This window comes from Streptomyces sp. CLV115 (assembly GCF_038448545.1).
Lineage (GTDB): Bacteria > Actinomycetota > Actinomycetes > Streptomycetales > Streptomycetaceae > Streptomyces > Streptomyces sanglieri.
The window spans coordinates 1-19,132 of sequence record NZ_JBCEWQ010000161.1 but is presented as its reverse complement, the minus strand read 5'-3'; the positions used below and the strand labels follow the sequence as shown (position 1 = coordinate 19,132).

Below are 19,132 nucleotides of genomic sequence, written 5' to 3'. Positions count from 1 at the left end.
GGGTGGCGCTGGTGGGGGCGTGGGTGGCGGCGAGGGTGCGGACAGAGGATTAGTGCCGCGTGGCACCATCCCTGCATGGCTGGTCTGAATCTGCGGTTCACCGAAGAAGAGCTGGATGCCTTGCGTGCGCGTGCCGAGGCGGAGGGGCGGAGCATGCAGTCCTTCGCCCACGACGCGGTGATCACCGCCATGAACGAAGACTCGCGCCTCTTCAACGAGGCCGCGGACCACGTGCTGAAGGTGAGTGAGGAGCTCAACCGGAGGCTCGCCCGATGCGGTACCTGACGCTTCCCGAACCGCTCAACCTCGCCGAGGGCCTCGGGGCTGCCGAGGCGCGCGACTACGGGCTGCTCGATTCGGCCCTCGCCCGCCCGCAGGCGAGCGTGTTCGGGCAGGATGCCTGTCCGGACGTGTGGCAGAAGGCCGCGGCACTCATGGAGTCCCTGGCGCGCAATCAAGCGCTCGTCGACGGGAACAAGCGCATCGCCTGGTGTGCCACCTGGGTATTCCTGCACCTCAATGGGCATCGCCTGAGCGTGGACTTCGATGTCGACGAGGCCGAGAAGTTCGTGCTGGACGTGTGCCAGGGCGCTCTCGACATGCCCGGGATTGTCGAACGGCTGCCCGGGTTCGCCGTGTGAAGTCGATCTGTGAAGAGGGTCTCAGCAGCGCCGAACCACTGTTCGTCCGTACGAGATTCCGCTCCGCCCCCCGGTAAGGTGGCCCGGTTGTCGTATCGCGGGCGGGTCCGTTCCGGCCCGCGGGACAGCGCCCCACGTACCCGAGAGACCCGAACCGGAGACCGTGACTACTACCGCCTCCCACCACCTCTCACCCGCCTTTCCCGGCCGCGCCCCCTGGGGCACGGCCGGCAAGCTGCGAGCCTGGCAGCAGGGCGCCATGGAGAAGTACATCCAGGAGCAGCCGCGCGACTTCCTCGCGGTCGCCACCCCCGGCGCGGGGAAGACCACCTTCGCGCTGACCCTCGCGTCATGGCTGCTGCACCACCACGTCGTGCAGCAGATCACCGTCGTCGCGCCGACCGAGCACCTGAAGAAGCAGTGGGCCGAGGCAGCGGCCCGGATAGGGATCAAGCTCGACCCCGACTACAGCGCGGGCCCGCTCAGCAAGGAGTACGACGGCGTCGCGGTCACCTACGCGGGTGTCGGCGTCCGGCCGATGCTGCACCGCAACCGCTGCGAGCAGCGCAAGACCCTCGTCATCCTCGACGAGATCCACCACGCCGGTGACTCGAAGTCCTGGGGCGAGGCCTGCCAGGAGGCGTTCGACCCGGCCACCCGGCGGCTCGCGCTCACCGGCACGCCGTTCCGGTCGGACACCAACCCGATTCCGTTCGTCGTGTACGAGGAGGGCAACGACGGCATCCGGCGTTCCTCGGCCGACTACACCTACGGCTACGGCAACGCGCTCGCCGACGGCGTCGTCCGGCCCGTGATCTTCCTCAGCTACAGCGGCAACATGCGCTGGCGCACCAAGGCCGGCGACGAGATCGCCGCCCGGCTCGGCGAGCCGATGACCAAGGACGCCATCGGGCAGGCCTGGCGCACCGCGCTGTCGCCCACCGGCGAGTGGATCCCCAATGTGCTGAGCGCCGCCGACAAGCGGCTGACCGAGGTCCGCAAGGGAATCCCGGACGCGGGCGGGCTGGTCATCGCCACCGACCAGGAATCGGCGCGCGAGTACGCCAAGATCCTCAAGCGGGTCACCGGCGAGAAGGCCACCGTGGTCCTCTCCGACGAGAAGGCCGCCTCGAAGAAGATCGACCAGTTCAGCGCGGACGATTCCCGCTGGATGGTCGCGGTCCGCATGGTGTCGGAAGGTGTCGACGTGCCGCGCCTGGCCGTCGGCGTGTACGCCACCACCATCTCCACGCCGCTCTTCTTCGCGCAGGCCGTCGGGCGTTTCGTGCGTTCGCGCAGGCGCGGCGAGACCGCGTCGGTCTTCGTACCGACCATTCCGATGCTGCTCGACTTCGCCAACGAGATGGAGGTCGAGCGGGACCACGTCCTCGACAAGCCCAAGAAGGGCAGCGACGAGGAGAACCCGTTCGCGGAGGAGGACAAGCTCCTCGCCGACGCCGAGAAGCTGGAGGACGAGGAGACCGAGGAGCAACTGCCCTTCGAGGCCCTCGAATCGGACGCGGTCTTCGACCGGGTGCTGTACGACGGTGCCGAATTCGGCATGCAGGCGCACCCCGGCAGCGAGGAGGAGCAGGACTACCTGGGGATTCCGGGGCTGCTCGAACCCGACCAGGTGCAGTTGCTGCTCCAGAAGCGCCAGTCCCGGCAGATCGCCCACAGCCGCCAGCGGCCGGCCGAGGAGGCCGATCTGCTGGAGAAGCCGGCCGAGGCGCGGCCGGTGGTCACGCACAAGCAGCTGCTCGGCCTGCGCAAGCAGCTCAACACGATGGTCTCGGCCTACACGCACCAGAGCGGCAAGCCGCACGGGGTGATCCACACCGAGCTGCGACGGGTGTGCGGCGGCCCGCCGAGTGCCGAGGCCACGGCCGGGCAGATCCAGCAGCGGATCAAGAAGGTCCAGGAGTGGGCCACCCGCATGACGTGAGCGGGCGGGGACGTGCGTGCGGATGGGGTGGTGCGGCTCCCGTGCTGCGGATGAGGATGGTGCGCGGCTGGGGTCTGTTGTGAAAGTGCTGGTCACAGCCACTCGCTGAGGACTGCGACCAGCACGGTCGCCTCGTGACGGACCTAGGGCCTCTCGTCCGGGGCGGGTGGCGCGGTCACCAGACGAACGGGGCGGACTGGTTGGCCGTGGCCACGCACGGGACCGTGGCCGACGTCGGGGACGAGGCCACGATCTGCAGTGACCAGTTGGTGGCACTCGGAGGAGAGGCCAGCACCACGGAATTCGTGCTGTCACCCGCGGCCAGGGTGCCGGAGGTGAGCTTCAGCGGGCCCAGGGTGATCGGGTTGCCGCCGCTCAGGCCGGGGTTGGTCTTCCCGGAGAACTGCACCTGGCTGGTGACGCCGCCCGAGGTCTTGCTGAGCTTGAGCGTCGTCGTGATGCTGTTCGGGTCGGCGCTGGTACCGGCCGGCATGGTGATCGCGGTGGACGTGATCTTTATGGTCTTGGACGTGCCCGAGTCGGTGGCGGTCAGGGTGGCGAGACCGCTGCCCCAGGCGCCGCAGTCGTACGTGGCCGTCGCGGTGAGCGGGGTCACCGCATGGGCCGCCGGGGCCAGGGCGAGCGCGCCGGCCACGGAACAGGCCGCGGCCAGCACCAGGGGGATGTGTCTTCGATTCGACGACATGACGGGGGGAACTCCTTCCGGTTCTGAATTCCGCAGATTCACCGAAGAACTGAGGAAGTGGATCTGCGTGCCGGGCCCGGCATTGTCGGGTGCAGTGAAACTGTGATCTTCATAGAAGTCAAGAGATGTCAACAGGTGCTCTTGAATTTCCCGCAGAAATGATTTTCGAGCATTTCAGAAAAGGATCATCCGGTAAGGATCATCCGGTTCTCTCTTGACTTCTCCGCACGTGACCTCCTCAATGTGCGCAATCAATGGGCCATGGAGGGGTGTCTGGTGATACGACGACGAAGACCCGGCGTGACCGGTCTGCTCGCTGCCTGCTTCGTGATGTCGCTGAGCTGCGCCGGGGCCACCGCCCAGGCCGCGCCGCGGGACGCGGCGGCGGCCGGGCGGCAGGCGGCCGGTGTGGTCACCCCGTCCGTCCACTGCGTGCTGCCCGCGGGGCAGGGCGAGGCGACCGGGCCGCAGGAGATGACCGTCGAACTGTCGCCCGCGGTCGTCGCCCCGGGCGGGAAGGTGCACGCCAAGGTCACGCTGGGGCCGTCCCCCGCCACCAGCGCGCTGGCGCTGGAGGACGTGCCGACCATCCCCAGCCTCGACCTCGCCATGTCGGGCGGGGCGAGTGGCACCGTCACCGTGCGGGGGGCCGAGTTCACGATGGACATCCCGGCCGGGAAGCCCATCGAACTCCCGCCGTACGAAGGGGACTTCCTGGTGCCGGCGAACGCCTCCGGGGACGTCTCGTTCGCCCCGGTCCGTACGCTGACGCAGACCAAGGTGCTCGGCTCCGTCTTCGAGACGCCCTGCGACGTCGTGGGCGGTGGCGGCAGCGTCGGCAGTGTCACGGTGGAGGGCACCGGCTCCGAGCCCGCCACGCTGACCGCTCCCGCCGATCCGGTACGGCCCAACACCGCTGTGGCGCTGGGAGGTTCGGGGTGGACGCCGGGCGGGGCGCCCGTACCCTCGCTCTGTGCGGTGGGTGGTGGCGGCTGTGATCCGCTGAAGTTCAAGAGCCACACGCTCACCATCGGCGGTGACGGCACGCTGGCCGGCACGGCCACCCTCGCGGAGGCCGGTGCGGTGCCGGACGGTGCGTACGAGGTGAAGGTCAACGACGGTACGAAGGAGGCCACCGCCCCCCTCACCGTCCGGGCCGTCGCGGCCGGCGACCGTGCGATCTCGCTGTCGCGCAGCAGCGGCCCCGTCGGCAGTGTCGTCACGGTCAGCGGCAAGAACTACAACCCGGACCGCTGGATCAACGTCATCGGCCTCGACGCCTCGGGCACCGGGCTCGACGACAGCGCGGTCTACGTCAAGAGCGGCCCGGACGGCACGTTCACCGTCGAGTTCACCGTCATCTCCGACGCCGTCGTCGCGGTCCAGGCGGACGAGGGCAACGACCCGGCGACCGTGCGGACCGCGCCGTTCACCGTCTCCGACGACGGGGGAGGGGACGGCGGCAGCGCCGACCAGCGGCTGACCACCTCGGTCAGGGCCGGGACGCTGTCCATGGTCCAGGACGGTGACACCGTCGACTTCGGTTCGACGGTGCTGGGAACCGGCAGCGGTGTGCAGCGCTCCCGGCTCAACCGGGTCGAGGTGGAGGACGGCCGCGGTGTGAACAGCGGCTGGTCGCTGACCGCCACGCTGTCCGGCTTCACCTCCTCAGGCGGCGGCACCATCCCGGCCGGCGCCGTCCGGTGGACGCCCAAATGCACGGCGCAGAACGGCAGCGTGGGGGCGCCGGTGGCCGGTTCGCCCGCCGCGCTCGGGAGCGGGGCGGCGAGCCTCTGCCGGATGGATCCGGACGGCTCCCGCCCGTTCACCGGCGGCCGGTTCGACGCCGACGCCGACCTCACCCTCACCGTCCCCGGCTTCACCCCGCCCGGAGATTACAGCGCGACCCTCACCCTCACTCTTCTCTGAATTTCTCATTCTCCGTTTTCTGTTCTCCGTTCTCCGGAGGATTTTCCGGGAGCCGTGAGGGGAAGTTCCACAGGCGCCCGCCCGCTCCGTATCGCATCGGAGCGGGCGGGCGTAGCCATTCCGAATTCGGGAATTCCCGCAGCCGACATCTCAGCCATGGAGGAGACGCATGTCCGTGTCCGTCAGAAGAAGAACCGAACGGCCGGGAAGGGCAGGCCGGCCGAGGACGGTTCACAGCAGGCGCGCGGGGTTGCGCCGTGCCGTGGCGCTCACCGCCGGGGCCGTGCTCGTCTGGACCGGCGGCACCGTCGCACTCGCGCCCGCCGCCGAGGCCGGTACCGTCACCCCGACCGTGCACTGCTCCCTGCCCGCGGGCCAGGGCGAGGCGACCGGGCCGCAGGAGATGAGCGTCAACCTCTCGCCGTCGATCGTCGACCCGGGCGGCAAGGTCCACGCCAAGGTCGCCCTCGGACCGTCCCCCGCCACCAGCGGACTCAGCCTGAGCGATGTGCCCACCACCCCCAGCATCGACTTCGCGATGTCCGGCGGCGCCACCGGCACGGTCACCGTCACCGGCCCCCAGATCAACCTCGACATCCCGTCCGGCAAGCCCATCGAAATCCCGCCGTACGAAGGGGACTTCCTCATCCCCGCCGATGCGAGCGGCCCGATCACCTTCACCCCGATACGCAATCTGACGCGGACGAAGGTGCTCGGCTCCACCTACGAGACCCCGTGCGACGTGGTGAGCGGCGGCGGCTCCATCGGCACGGTGACCGCCGAGGGCACCGCGGGGCATCCGCCCACTCTGACCGCGCCCACCACAGCCGTCCGGCCGTCCACCGCTGTCGCCCTGTCCGGCAGCCTCTGGACCGCGGGCGCCACCCCCGTACCGTCGCTCTGCTCGGCGGACGGCGGCGGCTGCGACACCGGCAAGTTCGCCTCCAGCACCCTCTCCATCAGCGGTTCGGGGGAGTTGAGCGGAAGCGCGGTGCTCGCCGCCGCGGGCGCCGTGCCCGACGGCTCGTACCTGGTGAAGGTCGGCGACGGCACGAAGGAGGCGACCGCGCCCCTGACCGTCAAGGCGTACGTGCCCGGCGGGCCGCGGGCCATCGCGCTCTCCCGCTCCGGCGCGCCGGTCGGCAGCGTCGTCTCCGTCACCGGCAGCAACTATTTCCAGGACCGGTGGATCAACACCGTCGGCCTGGACGCGAGCGGGGCGACGCTCGACGACACCGCCGTCTATGTGAAGAGCACCCCCGACGGCACGTTCAACGCCGAGTTCACCGTCTCCGACCCCGCCATCGCCGCGATCCAGGTCGACGAGGGAAACGATCCGGCCACCGTGCTCACCACCCCGTTCACCGTGACCGACGCCTCCGCGACCCTCTCCGCGGGCGCGGCGAAGGTCAGGCCGGGCGGAACGATCGCCGTCTCCGGCGGTGACTGGCCGTCCGGAACCACGCCCACCGCCGCCCTCTGCACCGCCGACGGCGGCTCCTGCGACAGCGCCCGGATCAGCGGCTCCACCCTCCGGATCGGCGCCGACGGAACGCTCGCCGGCACGGTCACCGTGGCCGGAGGCACCCCGCGTGCCGTGTACGCCCTCCAGGTCACCGCCGGGGGAGCACAGGCGCTCACCCCGCTGACCGTCGCCCCGTCCTTCGTCGTACTCACCCCGTCGGCCGGTCCGAAGGGCACCGCCGTCACCGTCGTCGGGCAGGGCTTCGCGAAGGTCGCGACCGTGTCCATCGTCGGTCTGCGGGCCGACGGCTCGCAGACGTCCGACCCGGCGAAGACCAAGGTGGTGGGGCTGGACGGGGCGTTCTCGCAGACCTTCACGGTCAACGCCGCCGACACCGTCGCCATCCGGGTCCGGGAGGTCCTCGTCAACCCCCGTACCGAGACGGCGGCGTTCACCGTCCAGGACGGAACCGTCCCCGCCGGACCGTCCTTCGCGCTCTCGCCTCCCGAGGGGCCCGTCGGCACGACGGTCCAGGTGACCGGACGCGGATTCGCCCCCGTCGCCACGGTCTCGGTGACCGGCCGCACCGCGGACGGGAAACGCACCGCCGATCCGTACGTCACCCGGGTCATCGGTCTCGACGGCACCTTCGCCCTCGACTTCACCGTCCGGGACCCGGCGACGAAGTCGATCCGGGCCTGCGAAGTGCTCGTGAACGGAAAAATTGTGCAGCAGTCGTTCACCGTGAGTTAACGGCAGTTCACTTCCGGTGTGTGAAGCGCCGCGAAGGCGTCGGCCGACCTGGACGCGCGTAGACCTCCAGGATCCGGCCGACGCCCCGCTGACCGGCGCTTATGCTGCTTCAAGCCAACTCCCCTTCGGACAACGCCCGGATTCTGGACGAGGTCTTCCGCTGAGCGGACTCGCTCGCTACTGTCCCAAAAAATGAACGCCCCGTGGCAGAGCCGCAGCGGGGCGCAGCCGGTGCCTGGCCAGGCCGGCGGCCTCTCCGTGCGTCGCCGCTGGGACCGGCGACGCACATTCCGTGGGAATCAGCCGCTGCCGCTCATCAAAGAGGAGAGGGCGTCGTGACCGCGGAAACCTCCCAGACGCTCGACCGGGGACTGAGGGTCCTCAAACTGCTTGCCGACACCGACCACGGCCTGACCGTCACCGAGTTGTCCAACAAACTCGGGGTCAACCGGACCGTGGTCTACCGTCTGCTCGCCACCCTGGAACAACACGCCCTGGTACGCCGGGACCTGGGCGGCCGGGCCCGAGTGGGCCTGGGCGTGCTGCGCCTGGGCCGCCAGGTGCATCCGCTGGTGCGCGAGGCCGCGCTGCCCGCGCTGCGCTCGCTCGCCGAGGACATCGGGGCCACCGCACACCTCACTCTGGTCGACGGCAGCGACGCGCTGGCCGTCGCGGTGGTCGAGCCGACCTGGACCGACTACCACGTGGCCTACCGGGCCGGATTCCGCCATCCGCTGGACCGGGGCGCCGCGGGCCGGGCGATCCTCGCCGCCCGCCAGAAGCCGGTCGGCGAGACCGCCTTCACCCTCACCCACGGCGAGCTGGAGGCCGGGGCGAGCGGAGCCGCCGCCGCGCTGGTCGGGGTGACCGGAGTCGAGGGCAGCGTGGGTGTGGTGATGCTCGCGGACTCCGTACCCGAACGCGTCGGCCCCCGTGTGGTGGACGCGGCCAGGGAAGTGGCGGACGCGCTCCGGTAGCGAGCCCTGCGGCGGGCCGCCCGCCACCGGCCCGCGGGCGGTCTTATGGCCGGATCACGTCTTAGCGGCTGCCCGGCCGGGCCGTATGTTTTCGGGGCTCACGCCTCGACCGGAGCGCGTGGCCGTTCCGGGGGGTTCCGATGGATGGTTCCGTTCTGCTGATTCTCGGCATCGTGGGTATCGCGGTGTACTTCCTGCCCTTCTTCGTCGCCGCGGGGCGCGGGGTGAACACCGGCTCGGTGTTCGTGATCAATCTGTTCCTCGGCTGGACGCTCATCGGCTGGGTGGTCGCCCTGGCCATGTCGATGGGAACCCGGCGCACGCCGTAGACCGCACCGGGCCGGGTACGGGGCGCCCGGCCCGGGTGCCCGCTGCGGCGGTTAGATTGGGCGGGTGCTCCCTCGTCTCTCGCGTCCCCGTGCCCTCGCCCTGTGCGCCCTGCCCGTACTCGCCCTGTTCGGTGTGGCCGCCTTCGCGCCGCTGCCGTTCACCCTGGCGCAGCCCGGCTCGACCGCGAACGTGCTCGGGGACGATCACGGCACGCCGGTGATCAGCATCAAGGGCGCGCCGACCCGGCCCACCAGGGGTGAGCTGCGGATGACGACGATCCTCGCGACCGGGCCCACCGCCGATGTCGGCATCGGCGATGTGATCGACGGCTGGTTCCGTACGGACCGGGCGGTGCTGCCCCGGGACTCCGTCTACCCGACCGGCGGCTCCGAGAAGGAGATCGAGAAGCACAACCTCGACGACATGCGGAAGTCGCAGGACTCCGCGGTCGACGCCGCGCTGAACTACCTCGGGAAGAAGCCCGGCTCGGTGGACGTGACCCTGAGCCTCGCCGATGTGGGCGGACCCAGCGCCGGCCTGTTCTTCGCGCTCGGCATCGTCGACAAGCTCGACGGGGACGGCTCGGGGGGCGATCTCACCGGTGGCCGCACCATCGCGGGCACCGGCACGATCGGGGCGGACGGGGCGGTCGGGGCGGTCGGCGGGGTGTCGCTGAAGACTCAGGCCGCACGCCGCGACGGGGCGACCGTCTTCCTCGTGCCGAAGGCGGAGTGCCGGGAGGCGGGCGCCGAGCTGCCCGAGGGGATGCGACTGATTCCGGTCACGACCCTGAAGAGCGCGGTGTCCTCGCTCCGGGCACTGGAGCAGGGGCACAAGGTCCCGAGCTGCTGATCTCGCCGACCGGCTCGTCGGCCGGTACGGAAGCCCGCTCCGCCACCGCGCCGTCCATCGTGCGCCACACCGGGAACACCAGTGGGCTCAGCGTCGCCAGCAGGTACACCCCGCCCATCGCCAGCAGCGCGCCCTGCACGCCCGCGCTCTCGACCAGCAGGCCGGCCGCGAGACCGCCCACCGGCATGGCCAGTTCGCCGCCGGCCGTGAGGACCCCGGAGACCCGGCTGCGCAGCTCGTCGGGCACCGTTCCGTAGATCAGGGTCGTCAGGATCGGGTTCAGTACCCCGCCCGCGAGCCCGCTCAGCGCCATGGTCACCGCGAGCGGCAGCGTCGTCCCGGTCAGCGCCGCGACCACGTACCTGGGCGCGCCGCACAGCAGCACGCACACCGTGAACACGGTCCGCCGCGAGAAGCGGTGCCCGACCGCCCCGTACAGCAGCGCCCCGGCCAGCCCGCCCGCGCCGAACAGCGCGGTGAGCAGCCCGATGTCACCGGCCCCGCCCAGTTCGGCGGAGGCGTGCACCGGGAGCAGGACGGCGTTCCAGCCCTGGTCGGTGCCGTTCATGAACAGGACCATCACCACGACCGCCAGCAGCAGCCGGTTGCCCAGCAGGTAGGCGTAGCCCTCGCGCAGTTCGGTGCGGTATGCCCGCAGCGAGACCGGTGCCGCGGCCTTGCGGGGCTCGGCCGCGCGCACTCCCCGTACGCCTGCCGCGATCAGCAGCGCGGACGTCAGGAAGGTCACCGCGTCCAGCAGCAGTACGGTCTCCGCGCCGACGAGTGCGATCAGTACGCCGGCCAGTGCCGCCCCGACCATCCGGGCGCCGCGCGACACGGCGTCGAAGAGGCTGGCGGCGCGGGCGAGGGTGGTGCCGGCGTGTTCGGCGAGATCCGGCACCAGGACGTAGCGTGCGGTGTCGCCCGGGGTGTGCGCGAGCCCGCCGACCGCCATCAGCGCGCACAGCATCCAGAAGGCCAGGGCGTCCGCGTAGTGCAGCAGCGGAATGGCGGCGACGGCGAGGCCGCACACCAGGTCCGAGGCCACGGAGACCCGGCGCCGTCCGAGCCGGTCGATGACCGGGCCGCCGATCAGGGCGGAGACGACGATCGGCAGGGTCGCGCAGAAGGCGACGACACCAGCCCGGCCCGCGCTTCCCGTGGTCTCCAGGACGAACCATGGGACACCGATCATGGTGAGTGAACTGCCCGCTCTGGATATGGAGTTGGCGGACAGTACGGCGGCGAGCGGTATGCGGCTGCGGTCCCCCCGACCGTTCACGCCGAACCGGGCACGACGTAGGTCTGGCCGGCCCGGTGGGGCAGGACGCGCAGCCCCAGTTCGACGAGGGCCCAGCCCAGCCGGGTGCGCAGATCGGTACCCTGCGCGTCCGATGTGAGCCCGGACTCCGTTGCGTACCGCTGTAGTTCGGTGGCGCGCAGCCGGTGCAGCTGCAGATGTGTGTCGGGGTGCACGACGATGTCCTTCCGGTCGGGAGGGGCTGGTTACGCCGCGGGGCGCGGGAAGAGATGCACATGGCTGCGGACGTTGGCCGATCCCTCGGTGCCCTCCGGGACCCGGCCGTGGTAGCTCTCGATGAGTTCGTGGACCTTCCCGATCAGCTCCTCGGCGAGGTCCGGGGTGAGGCGCACCTGGAAGTCGCTGATGTCCCAGCCCTCGCGCCACTCCTCGGGCCACTCGGACATGGTGCCGATCCAGGTGTTCAGCTCCCGGGAGTGCGCGGTGGCGATCTCGTGGAGCACGAGGTCGACCGCGCCGCGCACCTCGGGGTCGGGGTGGCTCAGGAATCTGCCGCTGTCGAAGACGGTGCCCCGGTGCGCGGCCCGCCACCAGCGCTCGCGGCCCTTGCCGCGCTCCGGGTCGTCCTCGACGAAGCCGTACGTCGCCAGCTGCCTGAGGTGGTAGCTGGTGGCGCCGCTGGACTCACCGAGCCGGCCGGCGAGACCGGAGGCGGTGGCGGGGCCGAACTCCCGCAGCGCGGCCAGCAGCCGCAGCCGCAGGGGATGGGCCAGCCCGCGCAGGGTGCGGGCATCGACCTTGTGGACGTTCTCGGCTTCGGCGGGCGTCTGGGCGCCGTCCTCTGTTTCGGGCATGGGTGAACCGTAGACTTGCAAAATCTTCTTTGCAACAGTTTTTTTGCAACACGTCCTTTGCAAGTGGGTCGACGCGGGAGAGGCGGTGAGCCAGTGAGCCGGTGAGTGAGTTGTGCGTCGTGCGTTGGTGCGTCTCCCGGCGCCGGCTCACCCCTGCTTGATGAACCCCTCCTGGATCAGCCACTCCTTCGCCACCTCGTGCGGGTCCTGCCCGTCCACGTCCACCTTGGCGTTGAGCACCTGGGCGACCTCGGTGGTCAGCTTCCTGCTGACCGGGTCGAGCAGCCCGGCGATCTGCGGATACTTCTCGAAGGTCTTGGTGTGGATGACCGGTGCCGCGTTGTAGTTGGGGAAGAAGTGCTTGTTGTCGACGAGCACTTCGAGGTTCATCGCCTTGATCCGGCCGTCCGTGGTGAACACCTCGCCCAGCAGGCAGGAGCCGGACTTGGAGACCTGGGTGTAGATGATCCCGGCGTCCATCTTCTTGATGTTGGCGGCCGGGAGCGACATCCCGTACGCCTTCTCCATGCCCGGCAGCCCGTCGTCGCGCGAGGCGAACTCGTTCTCCACGCAGATCGTCACCGCCGACGGGTTCTTCTTCGCCAGCGCCGCCACGTCGGAGAGCGTCTTCAGGTGGTACTTCGCGTTGTTCTTCCGGCTGATGGCGAGCGCGTAGGTGTTGTTGAGCGTGGACGGCGTCAGCCAGGTCACCCCCGTACGGCGGTCCTCGTCCCGGACCGCCGTCCACTGCTTCAACGGGTCGGGGATCGGCTTCGCATGGCCGAGGTACGTGATCCAGCCGGTGCCCGTGTACTCGTACATCGCGTCCGCGTCGCCCTTGACGATCGCCTCGCGCGCACTGATCGAGCCGGGCAGGTTCGTCCGGTCCAGGACCTCCGCGCCCGCGGCCTTGAAGACCAGGCCGATCATCTGGCCCAGGATGATGTTCTCGCTGAAGTTCTTCGAGGTGACGGTCAGCGAGGCACCGTCCAGCGGCTTCCCCCGGCCGACCGAACCCGGCACCACGTCGTCCACCATCGGCGAGCCGCTCTTCAGCCCGCACCCGGAGAGCAGCAGCGCCAGCGCCACCGCCCCCACCAGGCCGGCACGCGCCTTCCGCGGGCCCGTCATCGCCCCACCTCCAGTCCGCGCGGTGTCAGCGCCACCTCGACGAGTGAGGCCAGCCAGTCCACCAGCAGCGCCAGCACCACCGTCAGCACCGAACCGAGCACCAGCACCGGCATCCGCTGGGTCTGGATGCCCGAGGTGATCAGGTCACCGAGACCGCCGCCGCCGACGAAGGTGGCCAGCGTCGCCGTGCCGACATTGAGCACCAGGGCCGTGCGCACACCGGCCAGGATCAGCGGTACGGCCAGCGGCAGTTCGACCTTGGTGAGGGTCCCCGTCGCCGACATGCCGATGCCGCGGGAGGCCTCGACCAGATTCGGTTCGATCGCCTTGAGACCGGCCACCGTGTTGGAGAAGACCGGTAGCACCGCGTAGATCACCATGCCGATGATCGCCGTCGACGGACCGATGCCCAGCCAGATCACCAGCAGGGCCAGCAGGCCGATCGCCGGTGTCGCCTGCCCGATGTTGGCGACCGCCGTGACCACCGGGGCGCCCCTGCTCAGCCTGCGCCGGGTCAGCGCGATCCCCAGCGGAATGGCGATGATCAGCACCCAGAAGGTCGAGATCGCGGTCAGCCGCACATGCTGCCACCAGCGCAGCTGCACATTGCCGCCGGTCAGCGAGTTCCGCGCGATCGAGTCCAGATGGACATGGGTGATCCACAGGTACGTGACGGCCAGCACGACCGCGAGCGCCACCGGCATCACCACCAGCTTGCGCCAGGTGAACCGGCGCGGCGGACCGGCCGGCGGCGGGGCCGGTTCCTCCTCCTCGTCCCGGAAGGCATGGCCCTTGACGTCGTGCTCGCCGGGCGGGCGGTCCTTGTCGGAGGAGGGCGCGGACGGCTCGGGACGCGGCCGGCGCGGGGGTTCGTGGTTCAGCGGTGGATTGCGAGTCATGCGCCCGGACCGCCCTCCAGCTCCGTCTCGGTCTGGTGGCTGCGCAACTCCTCCAGGTCGTGCTGGTGCTCGATGGCGGCGAGCCGGTCGGCCTCCAGCAGTTCATGGACGGAGTTCATCAGGGTCTGCATGTCGACGACGCCGATGAACTCGCCGCGCCGCCCGGTCACCGCGACCCGTCCGCCGCTGTCGGTCAGCACCGCCTCCAGCGCGTCGTGCAGCGTCGCGTCACGCGTCACCGTGTCGTGGACCAGCTGCCCGGCGCGCGCCAGCGAACCCCGGGCCCGCATCAGGTCGCCGCGCCGCAGCCACTTGTACGGGCGGTTCCTGCGGTCCAGCATCAACAGCTCGTTGTGCGGGCCGCTGCGCAGCTTGTTGAAGATCGACTGGAGCGGGTCGTCGACCGTCACCGTGGGGAACGCGGCCATCTCCACATCGCGTACCCGGGTGAGATTGAGCCGCTTCAGCGCCGCACCGGCACCGACGAAACCCGAGACGAAGTCGTCCGTCGGATTGGTGAGGATGGCCTCCGGGGTGTCGAACTGCGCGATGTGCGAACGCTCCCGCAGCACCGCGATCCGGTCACCCAGCTTGATCGCCTCGTCGAAGTCGTGGGTGACGAAGACGATCGTCTTGTGCAGTTCGTGCTGGAGCCGGATCAGCTCGTCCTGGAGGTGGTCACGGGTGATCGGGTCGACCGCGCCGAACGGTTCGTCCATCAGCAGCACCGGCGGATCCGCGGCCAACGCCCTTGCCACGCCCACCCGTTGCTGCTGACCGCCGGAGAGTGCGCGGGGGTAGCGTCCGTGGAACTCCCGCGGATCCAGCCCCACCAGATCGAGCATCTCCTCGACCCGGTCCTTCACCTTCGACTTCGACCAGCCGATCATCTTCGGTACGAGGGCGATGTTCTCGGCGACCGTCATGTGCGGGAAGAGCCCGGACGACTGGATGGCGTAGCCGATCTTGCGGCGCAGCTTCACCGGGTCGATGTCGGTGACGTCCTCGTCGTTGATCCTGATCCGCCCGGACGAGGGCTCGATCAGCCGGTTGATCATCTTCAGGGTGGTGGACTTGCCGCAGCCGGACGGGCCGACGAAGATCACCGTCTCACCGGCCTTGATGTCCATCGAGACGCTGTCCACCGCCGGGTTCGGATTCCCCGGATAGTGCTTGGTCAGGTCCTCCAGCTGGATGGTGGCGCCGGACGTGGTCCGCGGCGTTCCGGCGCTGCCGGCGTCCGTGCTCCCGGTGGCGGTCTCAGACACGGATCCCCCTCGGGATGGTGAGCCGCCCGAGCAGTACGTACGCGGCGTCGAAGAGCAGGGCGAGGATGACGATGCCGAGCGTGCCCGCGAGCACCTGATTGAGCGCGTTGGCGCTGCCCAGCGAGGCGATGCCGCGGAAGATCTCGTTGCCCAGGCCGGGGCCCGAGGCGTAGGCGGCGATGGCGGCGATGCCCATCAGCATCTGGGTGGAGACCCGGATGCCGGTGAGGATCGGCGGCCAGGCGAGCGGCAGTTCCACCCGGCAGAGCCGGGCCAGCCGGGACATCCCGATGCCCTTCGCCGCGTCGACCAGCGACGGATCGACGCCGCGCAGCCCCACGATGGAGTTGCGGACGATGGGCAGCAGCCCGTACAGCGTCAGGGTGATCACGGTGGGCGCGACCCCGAGGCCGACGAGCGGGATGAGCAGGCCGATCGCGGCGAGGGAGGGGATGGTCAGGATCGTCGCCGTAGAGGTGATGGCCAGTGACCCCGCCCAGCCCCTTCGGTAGGTGACGACCCCGATCAGGATGCCCAGCACGGTGGCGATCACCATGCACTGGAACACGGCGCTGACGTGCTGGTACGCGTCGGTGAGCAGCTGTTGGTGCCGGTTTCCCAAGTACTCCCAGAAGCTCACACGTCACTCCTCGGCTCAGTCGTGGTCCGCCGCGGCCTGCTCGACGAGCGGGATGATCCGCAGCGGGACCGGGTTCTCCATGACGATGGCCGTGGAGGCCCGGACAATGCCATCAAAACCGACAACCCGGTCGATGACCCGTTGGAGATCGGCGTTGGAACGCGCGACGAGACGGCAGAGCATGTCGCCGTGCCCGGTGGTGGTGTGCAGCTCCAGCACCTCCGGTACGCCGGTCAAGTGGGCCCGTACGTCGGCCCCTTGGCCCTGCTTGATCTCCAGGGTGGCGAATGCGGTGACGGGGTAGCCGAGCGCCGCCGGATCGACCGCAGGACCGAATCCCCGGATGACGCCATTCGACTGAAGCCGGTCGAGCCGGGCCTGCACCGTCCCGCGGGCCACGCCGAGTCTGCGCGATGCTTCAAGTACGCCGATGCGGGGCTCACGGGCCAGCAGCACGATCAGCCGCCCGTCCAGATGATCGATCGCCATGGTCCGCTCCGAAGGGTCGACGTGATGGTCATCATGTACAGATAGCCCGCCCATCATCCCCATGCGCTATACAGATTGCCCAGTGATTCCGTGAACTATTGCGCACCTTGCGAAGCGGCGAGAGCCTTCGGACATGACTGAGACTCTGCACACCACCCCCGAAACAGCCCGGCAGGCCGACCCCTTCCCGGTCAAGGGAATGGACGCGGTCGTCTTCGCCGTCGGCAACGCCAAGCAGGCCGCGCACTACTACTCGACGGCGTTCGGCATGAAGCTGGTCGCCTACTCCGGACCGGAGAACGGCAGCCGCGAGACGGCGAGTTACGTACTGACCAACGGATCGGCCCGTTTCGTCTTCACCTCCGTCATCAAGGCCGCCACCGACCACGGCCGCTTCCTCGACGCCCATGTGGCTGAGCACGGCGACGGCGTCGTCGACCTGGCCATCGAGGTCCCGGACGCCCGCGCGGCCTACGCGTACGCGGTCGAGCACGGCGCGCGCGGCCTCGACGAGCCGCACGAGGTCAAGGACGAGCACGGCACCGTCGTGCTCGCCGCGATCGCCACGTACGGCAAGACCCGCCACACCCTCGTCGAGCGCACCAACTACGAGGGCCCGTACCTGCCCGGCTACGCCGCCGCCGAGCCGATCGTCGAGCCGTCCGCCAAGCGCACCTTCCAGGCCATCGACCACTGCGTCGGTAACGTGGAACTCGGCCGGATGAACGAGTGGGTCGGCTTCTACAACAAGGTCATGGGCTTCACCAACATGAAGGAGTTCGTGGGCGACGACATCGCCACCGAGTACTCCGCACTCATGTCGAAGGTCGTCGCCGACGGCACCCTCAAGGTCAAGTTCCCGATCAACGAACCGGCGATCGCCAAGAAGAAGTCCCAGATCGACGAGTACCTGGAGTTCTACGGCGGCGCCGGCGTCCAGCACATCGCGCTCGCCACGAACGACATCGTCGCCTCGGTACGGGCGATGCGCGCGGCGGGCGTCCAGTTCCTGGACACGCCCGACTCCTACTACGACACCCTCGGCGAGTGGGCGGGCGAGACCCGTGTGCCGGTGGAGATCCTGCGCGAGCAGAAGATCCTCGTCGACCGCGACGAGGACGGCTACCTGCTGCAGATCTTCACCAAGCCGGTCCAGGACCGCCCGACCGTCTTCTTCGAGATGATCGAGCGCCACGGTTCGATGGGCTTCGGCAAGGGCAACTTCAAGGCCCTCTTCGAGGCGATCGAGCGCGAGCAGGAGAAGCGCGGCAACCTCTGATCCCTTGGACCGGCAGCCTCTGACCCCTTGGACCGGCAGTCTCTGATCCCTGGGGTGGGCAGTCCCTGATCCTTCGGATCGGCGGTCTGCGAACCCAATCGACCGGCACGCGGCCGGCCCCGGGCCCCGTCAGGGGGAGCCCGGGGCCGGCCGCCGTGCTTCGGGCCGTTCCGGTTCGGACTCCGGGGACGGCCGCGGCTTTGGCGGGCCGCCCGGCGGGGGAGGGGCCAGATCGTCCAGGGCCTCCTGGGCGGCGGGCCCGGCCAGGGGGGAGAACCCGGGGTTGGTGCGCAGGGCCTCTTCCAGATTGCGGCGCGCCGGACCGTACTTCCGCAACGCCTGCTGGATCACGCCCAGGTGGTACGCGTACGAGGCGTTCTGCCCGCCCGTGTCGACCGCGCGGGCCGCGTACTCCAGGGCGGCGGACGGGTCGCCGGAGCGGTGCAGGGACCAGCCCAGGGCGTCCGCCACCGCCGCGCTGCGGTGCGAGCGCGCCCACTCGGCGTCCAGCAGCCCGACCGCCACCGCCGGATCCCCGTGGTCGGCCTCGAAACGGCCGCGCAGCAGCGCGTGGTCCACGCCCTGACCCTCGTCCCTGGCGAGCGCCCGGCGAAGCTGCCCGTACTGCTCGTCGGCCTCCGTGTCCATTCCCAGCGACTCGTACAGCTCGCCCAGCTCCAGCAGGTATTCGGGCCGGGGGAGTTGCGCCAGCGCCGCCCGGTAGTCGCGCCGGGCCTCGTCCGTACGGCCGAGCGCCACCAGAGCCCTGGCCCGTCCCGCGAGCGACGCGTGGTGGGCCCGGTCGGTGCGCAGCGCCGCGCCGAACTGCGCGACCGCCTCCTTGGGCTCGCCCCGCTCCCAGGCCAGTTCGCCCAGCAGATGCAGGCACTGCGCCTTCTGCGCGGGCGTGGTCGCCCGGTCCGCCGCGTCCCGCGCGTTGGCCAGGGCCTCCTCGCGCCGGCCGCGGTCCCGCTGCATCCGTGCCGTCTGCACGAGCGCCGGAACCCCCGCACGCAGCGCCGTGAAACGCTCCACCGCCGAGTTCACGGCCTCGTGGTCCCCGAGCCCGCCGTACGCGTCGATCAGCGCCGGATACACGGCCCACTGCTTCGGCTCCCGCGCCCGCACGGTCTCGCCCCACTTCCGCGCCGCGACGAAGTCGTGCCGGGCATCGGCGAGCTCCGCGAGCCCCACCAGGGCCGCCGTGCTCCCGGTCCCACCGGGCTGGACGTTCAGCGAGCGCTTCAGCGCCTGCTCGGCCCGGCCGTAGTACGCCGCGTCCGCGGAACGCCGCCCCCACTCCACGTAGGCCGTGCCCAGCAGAGCCCAGGACCGCGCGTCGGACGGATGCGCGCCCACCCACTGCTGCCGGTCCCCGATCAGCGCCGTCAGATCGGAGAGCGAGGCCGGGGCACCGGCGGCGGTCGCCCTCAGCGCACGCTGGACCGGGCCGGGCACGGACGGCCGCGACGCCTTCTTCCCGTCCTCCGGAACGGCCACCACCGCACCCGTCACCAGCACCGCGCCCGCCACCACGCCCAGGGCCGCCCGGCGCAGCGTCGTACGCAACGAGAGCGGCGGGGGCTCGGCCAGCGACTCCGGATCGACGAGCGAGGAGAGCGCGGAGGCGCCGACGGGGGCGAAGGAAGCGCCGGGGGCGGAAGGAGCGGAGATGGCGGTAGGGGCAGAGGGAGCAGAAGGCGTGGAGGGGGT

General features: G+C 70.3%; 19 protein-coding genes. 9 read left to right on the top strand and 10 right to left on the bottom strand.

The window, feature by feature from the left end; genetic code table 11:
* Positions 1-75 precede the first annotated feature (75 nt).
* The 3 genes from AADR41_RS34930 (at position 76) to AADR41_RS34920 (ending at position 2,586) form a co-directional block, all read left to right on the top strand.
* Complete coding sequence (locus AADR41_RS34930) at positions 76-285, top strand: Arc family DNA-binding protein (RefSeq protein ID WP_342285925.1); 210 nt, start codon at positions 76-78, stop codon at positions 283-285.
* Positions 273-641 (top strand): type II toxin-antitoxin system death-on-curing family toxin, encoded by a 369-nt coding sequence (locus tag AADR41_RS34925; RefSeq protein ID WP_342285924.1) that lies wholly within the window; start codon positions 273-275, stop codon positions 639-641. Before AADR41_RS34930 ends, AADR41_RS34925 begins: the two co-directional genes overlap by 13 nt.
* Before the next feature lie 163 nt (positions 642-804).
* Positions 805-2,586 (top strand): DEAD/DEAH box helicase, encoded by a 1,782-nt coding sequence (locus tag AADR41_RS34920; protein ID WP_342285923.1) that lies wholly within the window; start codon positions 805-807, stop codon positions 2,584-2,586.
* Between the two features lie 175 nt (positions 2,587-2,761).
* On the opposite strand, the gene AADR41_RS34915 is transcribed toward AADR41_RS34920, so the two are convergent.
* On the bottom strand, positions 2,762-3,292 hold the full coding sequence (locus AADR41_RS34915; RefSeq protein WP_342285922.1) for a hypothetical protein: 531 nt from the start codon (positions 3,290-3,292) through the stop codon (positions 2,762-2,764).
* Between the two features lie 300 nt (positions 3,293-3,592).
* On the opposite strand from AADR41_RS34915, the gene AADR41_RS34910 reads away from it, so the two are divergent.
* From AADR41_RS34910 to AADR41_RS34890, 5 genes are all read left to right on the top strand, one after another.
* Positions 3,593-5,221: a hypothetical protein gene (locus AADR41_RS34910; protein ID WP_342285920.1), complete on the top strand. Its 1,629-nt coding sequence runs from the start codon at positions 3,593-3,595 to the stop codon at positions 5,219-5,221.
* Between the two features lie 262 nt (positions 5,222-5,483).
* Positions 5,484-7,439, top strand: a complete 1,956-nt coding sequence (locus AADR41_RS34905; RefSeq protein ID WP_342285918.1) for a hypothetical protein — start codon at positions 5,484-5,486, stop codon at positions 7,437-7,439.
* A 335-nt stretch (positions 7,440-7,774) separates the two neighbouring features.
* Positions 7,775-8,416 (top strand): IclR family transcriptional regulator, encoded by a 642-nt coding sequence (locus AADR41_RS34900; RefSeq protein WP_124723277.1) that lies wholly within the window; start codon positions 7,775-7,777, stop codon positions 8,414-8,416.
* 140 nt (positions 8,417-8,556) lie between these two features.
* Positions 8,557-8,745, top strand: coding sequence for a superinfection immunity protein (locus AADR41_RS34895; protein ID WP_342285917.1), 189 nt, complete (start codon positions 8,557-8,559; stop codon positions 8,743-8,745).
* Positions 8,746-8,809: 64 nt separating this feature from the next.
* A complete protein-coding gene (locus AADR41_RS34890) occupies positions 8,810-9,598 on the top strand; it encodes a S16 family serine protease (RefSeq protein WP_342285916.1) in 789 nt (262 codons plus the stop codon).
* Here the strand turns inward: AADR41_RS34890 and AADR41_RS34885 are convergent.
* The 8 genes from AADR41_RS34885 to AADR41_RS34850 form a co-directional block, all read right to left on the bottom strand.
* A complete protein-coding gene (locus AADR41_RS34885) occupies positions 9,528-10,793 on the bottom strand; it encodes an MFS transporter (protein ID WP_446751157.1) in 1,266 nt (421 codons plus the stop codon). The two genes, AADR41_RS34890 and AADR41_RS34885, sit on opposite strands and share 71 nt — an antisense overlap.
* An 83-nt stretch (positions 10,794-10,876) precedes the next feature.
* The gene (locus AADR41_RS34880; protein WP_342285914.1) at positions 10,877-11,074 is read right to left on the bottom strand and encodes a hypothetical protein; all 198 of its coding nucleotides are present in this window, start codon (positions 11,072-11,074) and stop codon (positions 10,877-10,879) included.
* A gap of 30 nt (positions 11,075-11,104) precedes the next feature.
* On the bottom strand, positions 11,105-11,713 hold the full coding sequence (locus tag AADR41_RS34875; RefSeq protein WP_342285913.1) for a winged helix-turn-helix domain-containing protein: 609 nt from the start codon (positions 11,711-11,713) through the stop codon (positions 11,105-11,107).
* 147 nt (positions 11,714-11,860) lie between these two features.
* Positions 11,861-12,844, bottom strand: a complete 984-nt coding sequence (locus AADR41_RS34870) for a glycine betaine ABC transporter substrate-binding protein (RefSeq protein ID WP_342285912.1) — start codon at positions 12,842-12,844, stop codon at positions 11,861-11,863.
* Positions 12,841-13,743, bottom strand: coding sequence for an ABC transporter permease (locus AADR41_RS34865; protein ID WP_342285911.1), 903 nt, complete (start codon positions 13,741-13,743; stop codon positions 12,841-12,843). The genes AADR41_RS34870 and AADR41_RS34865 overlap by 4 nt, the downstream gene beginning before the upstream one ends.
* Positions 13,740-15,011, bottom strand: coding sequence for an ABC transporter ATP-binding protein (locus tag AADR41_RS34860; RefSeq protein WP_342285910.1), 1,272 nt, complete (start codon positions 15,009-15,011; stop codon positions 13,740-13,742). Before AADR41_RS34860 ends, AADR41_RS34865 begins: the two co-directional genes overlap by 4 nt.
* On the bottom strand, positions 15,004-15,651 hold the full coding sequence (locus AADR41_RS34855) for an ABC transporter permease (RefSeq protein WP_342285909.1): 648 nt from the start codon (positions 15,649-15,651) through the stop codon (positions 15,004-15,006). Before AADR41_RS34855 ends, AADR41_RS34860 begins: the two co-directional genes overlap by 8 nt.
* A gap of 15 nt (positions 15,652-15,666) precedes the next feature.
* Positions 15,667-16,140: an Lrp/AsnC family transcriptional regulator gene (locus tag AADR41_RS34850; protein ID WP_124723287.1), complete on the bottom strand. Its 474-nt coding sequence runs from the start codon at positions 16,138-16,140 to the stop codon at positions 15,667-15,669.
* Positions 16,141-16,273: 133 nt separating this feature from the next.
* On the opposite strand from AADR41_RS34850, the gene hppD reads away from it, so the two are divergent.
* Positions 16,274-17,419, top strand: coding sequence for a 4-hydroxyphenylpyruvate dioxygenase (gene hppD, locus AADR41_RS34845; RefSeq protein WP_342285908.1), 1,146 nt, complete (start codon positions 16,274-16,276; stop codon positions 17,417-17,419).
* 129 nt (positions 17,420-17,548) lie between these two features.
* Here hppD and AADR41_RS34840 read toward each other — a convergent pair whose 3' ends face one another.
* Complete coding sequence (locus tag AADR41_RS34840) at positions 17,549-19,093, bottom strand: tetratricopeptide repeat protein (RefSeq protein ID WP_446751158.1); 1,545 nt, start codon at positions 19,091-19,093, stop codon at positions 17,549-17,551.
* Positions 19,094-19,132: the final 39 nt, after the last annotated feature.

Coding starts and splice junctions, on each gene's coding strand:
- AADR41_RS34930 (WP_342285925.1), top strand. CDS start 76: ATGGCTGGTCTGAATCTGCGGTTCACCGAAGAAGAGCTGGATGCCTTG.
- AADR41_RS34870 (WP_342285912.1), bottom strand. CDS start 12,844: ATGACGGGCCCGCGGAAGGCGCGTGCCGGCCTGGTGGGGGCGGTGGCG.
- AADR41_RS34850 (WP_124723287.1), bottom strand. CDS start 16,140: ATGGCGATCGATCATCTGGACGGGCGGCTGATCGTGCTGCTGGCCCGT.
- AADR41_RS34875 (WP_342285913.1), bottom strand. CDS start 11,713: ATGCCCGAAACAGAGGACGGCGCCCAGACGCCCGCCGAAGCCGAGAAC.
- hppD (WP_342285908.1), top strand. CDS start 16,274: ATGACTGAGACTCTGCACACCACCCCCGAAACAGCCCGGCAGGCCGAC.
- AADR41_RS34885 (WP_446751157.1), bottom strand. CDS start 10,793: ATGATCGGTGTCCCATGGTTCGTCCTGGAGACCACGGGAAGCGCGGGC.
- AADR41_RS34925 (WP_342285924.1), top strand. CDS start 273: ATGCGGTACCTGACGCTTCCCGAACCGCTCAACCTCGCCGAGGGCCTC.
- AADR41_RS34895 (WP_342285917.1), top strand. CDS start 8,557: ATGGATGGTTCCGTTCTGCTGATTCTCGGCATCGTGGGTATCGCGGTG.
- AADR41_RS34865 (WP_342285911.1), bottom strand. CDS start 13,743: ATGACTCGCAATCCACCGCTGAACCACGAACCCCCGCGCCGGCCGCGT.
- AADR41_RS34915 (WP_342285922.1), bottom strand. CDS start 3,292: ATGTCGTCGAATCGAAGACACATCCCCCTGGTGCTGGCCGCGGCCTGT.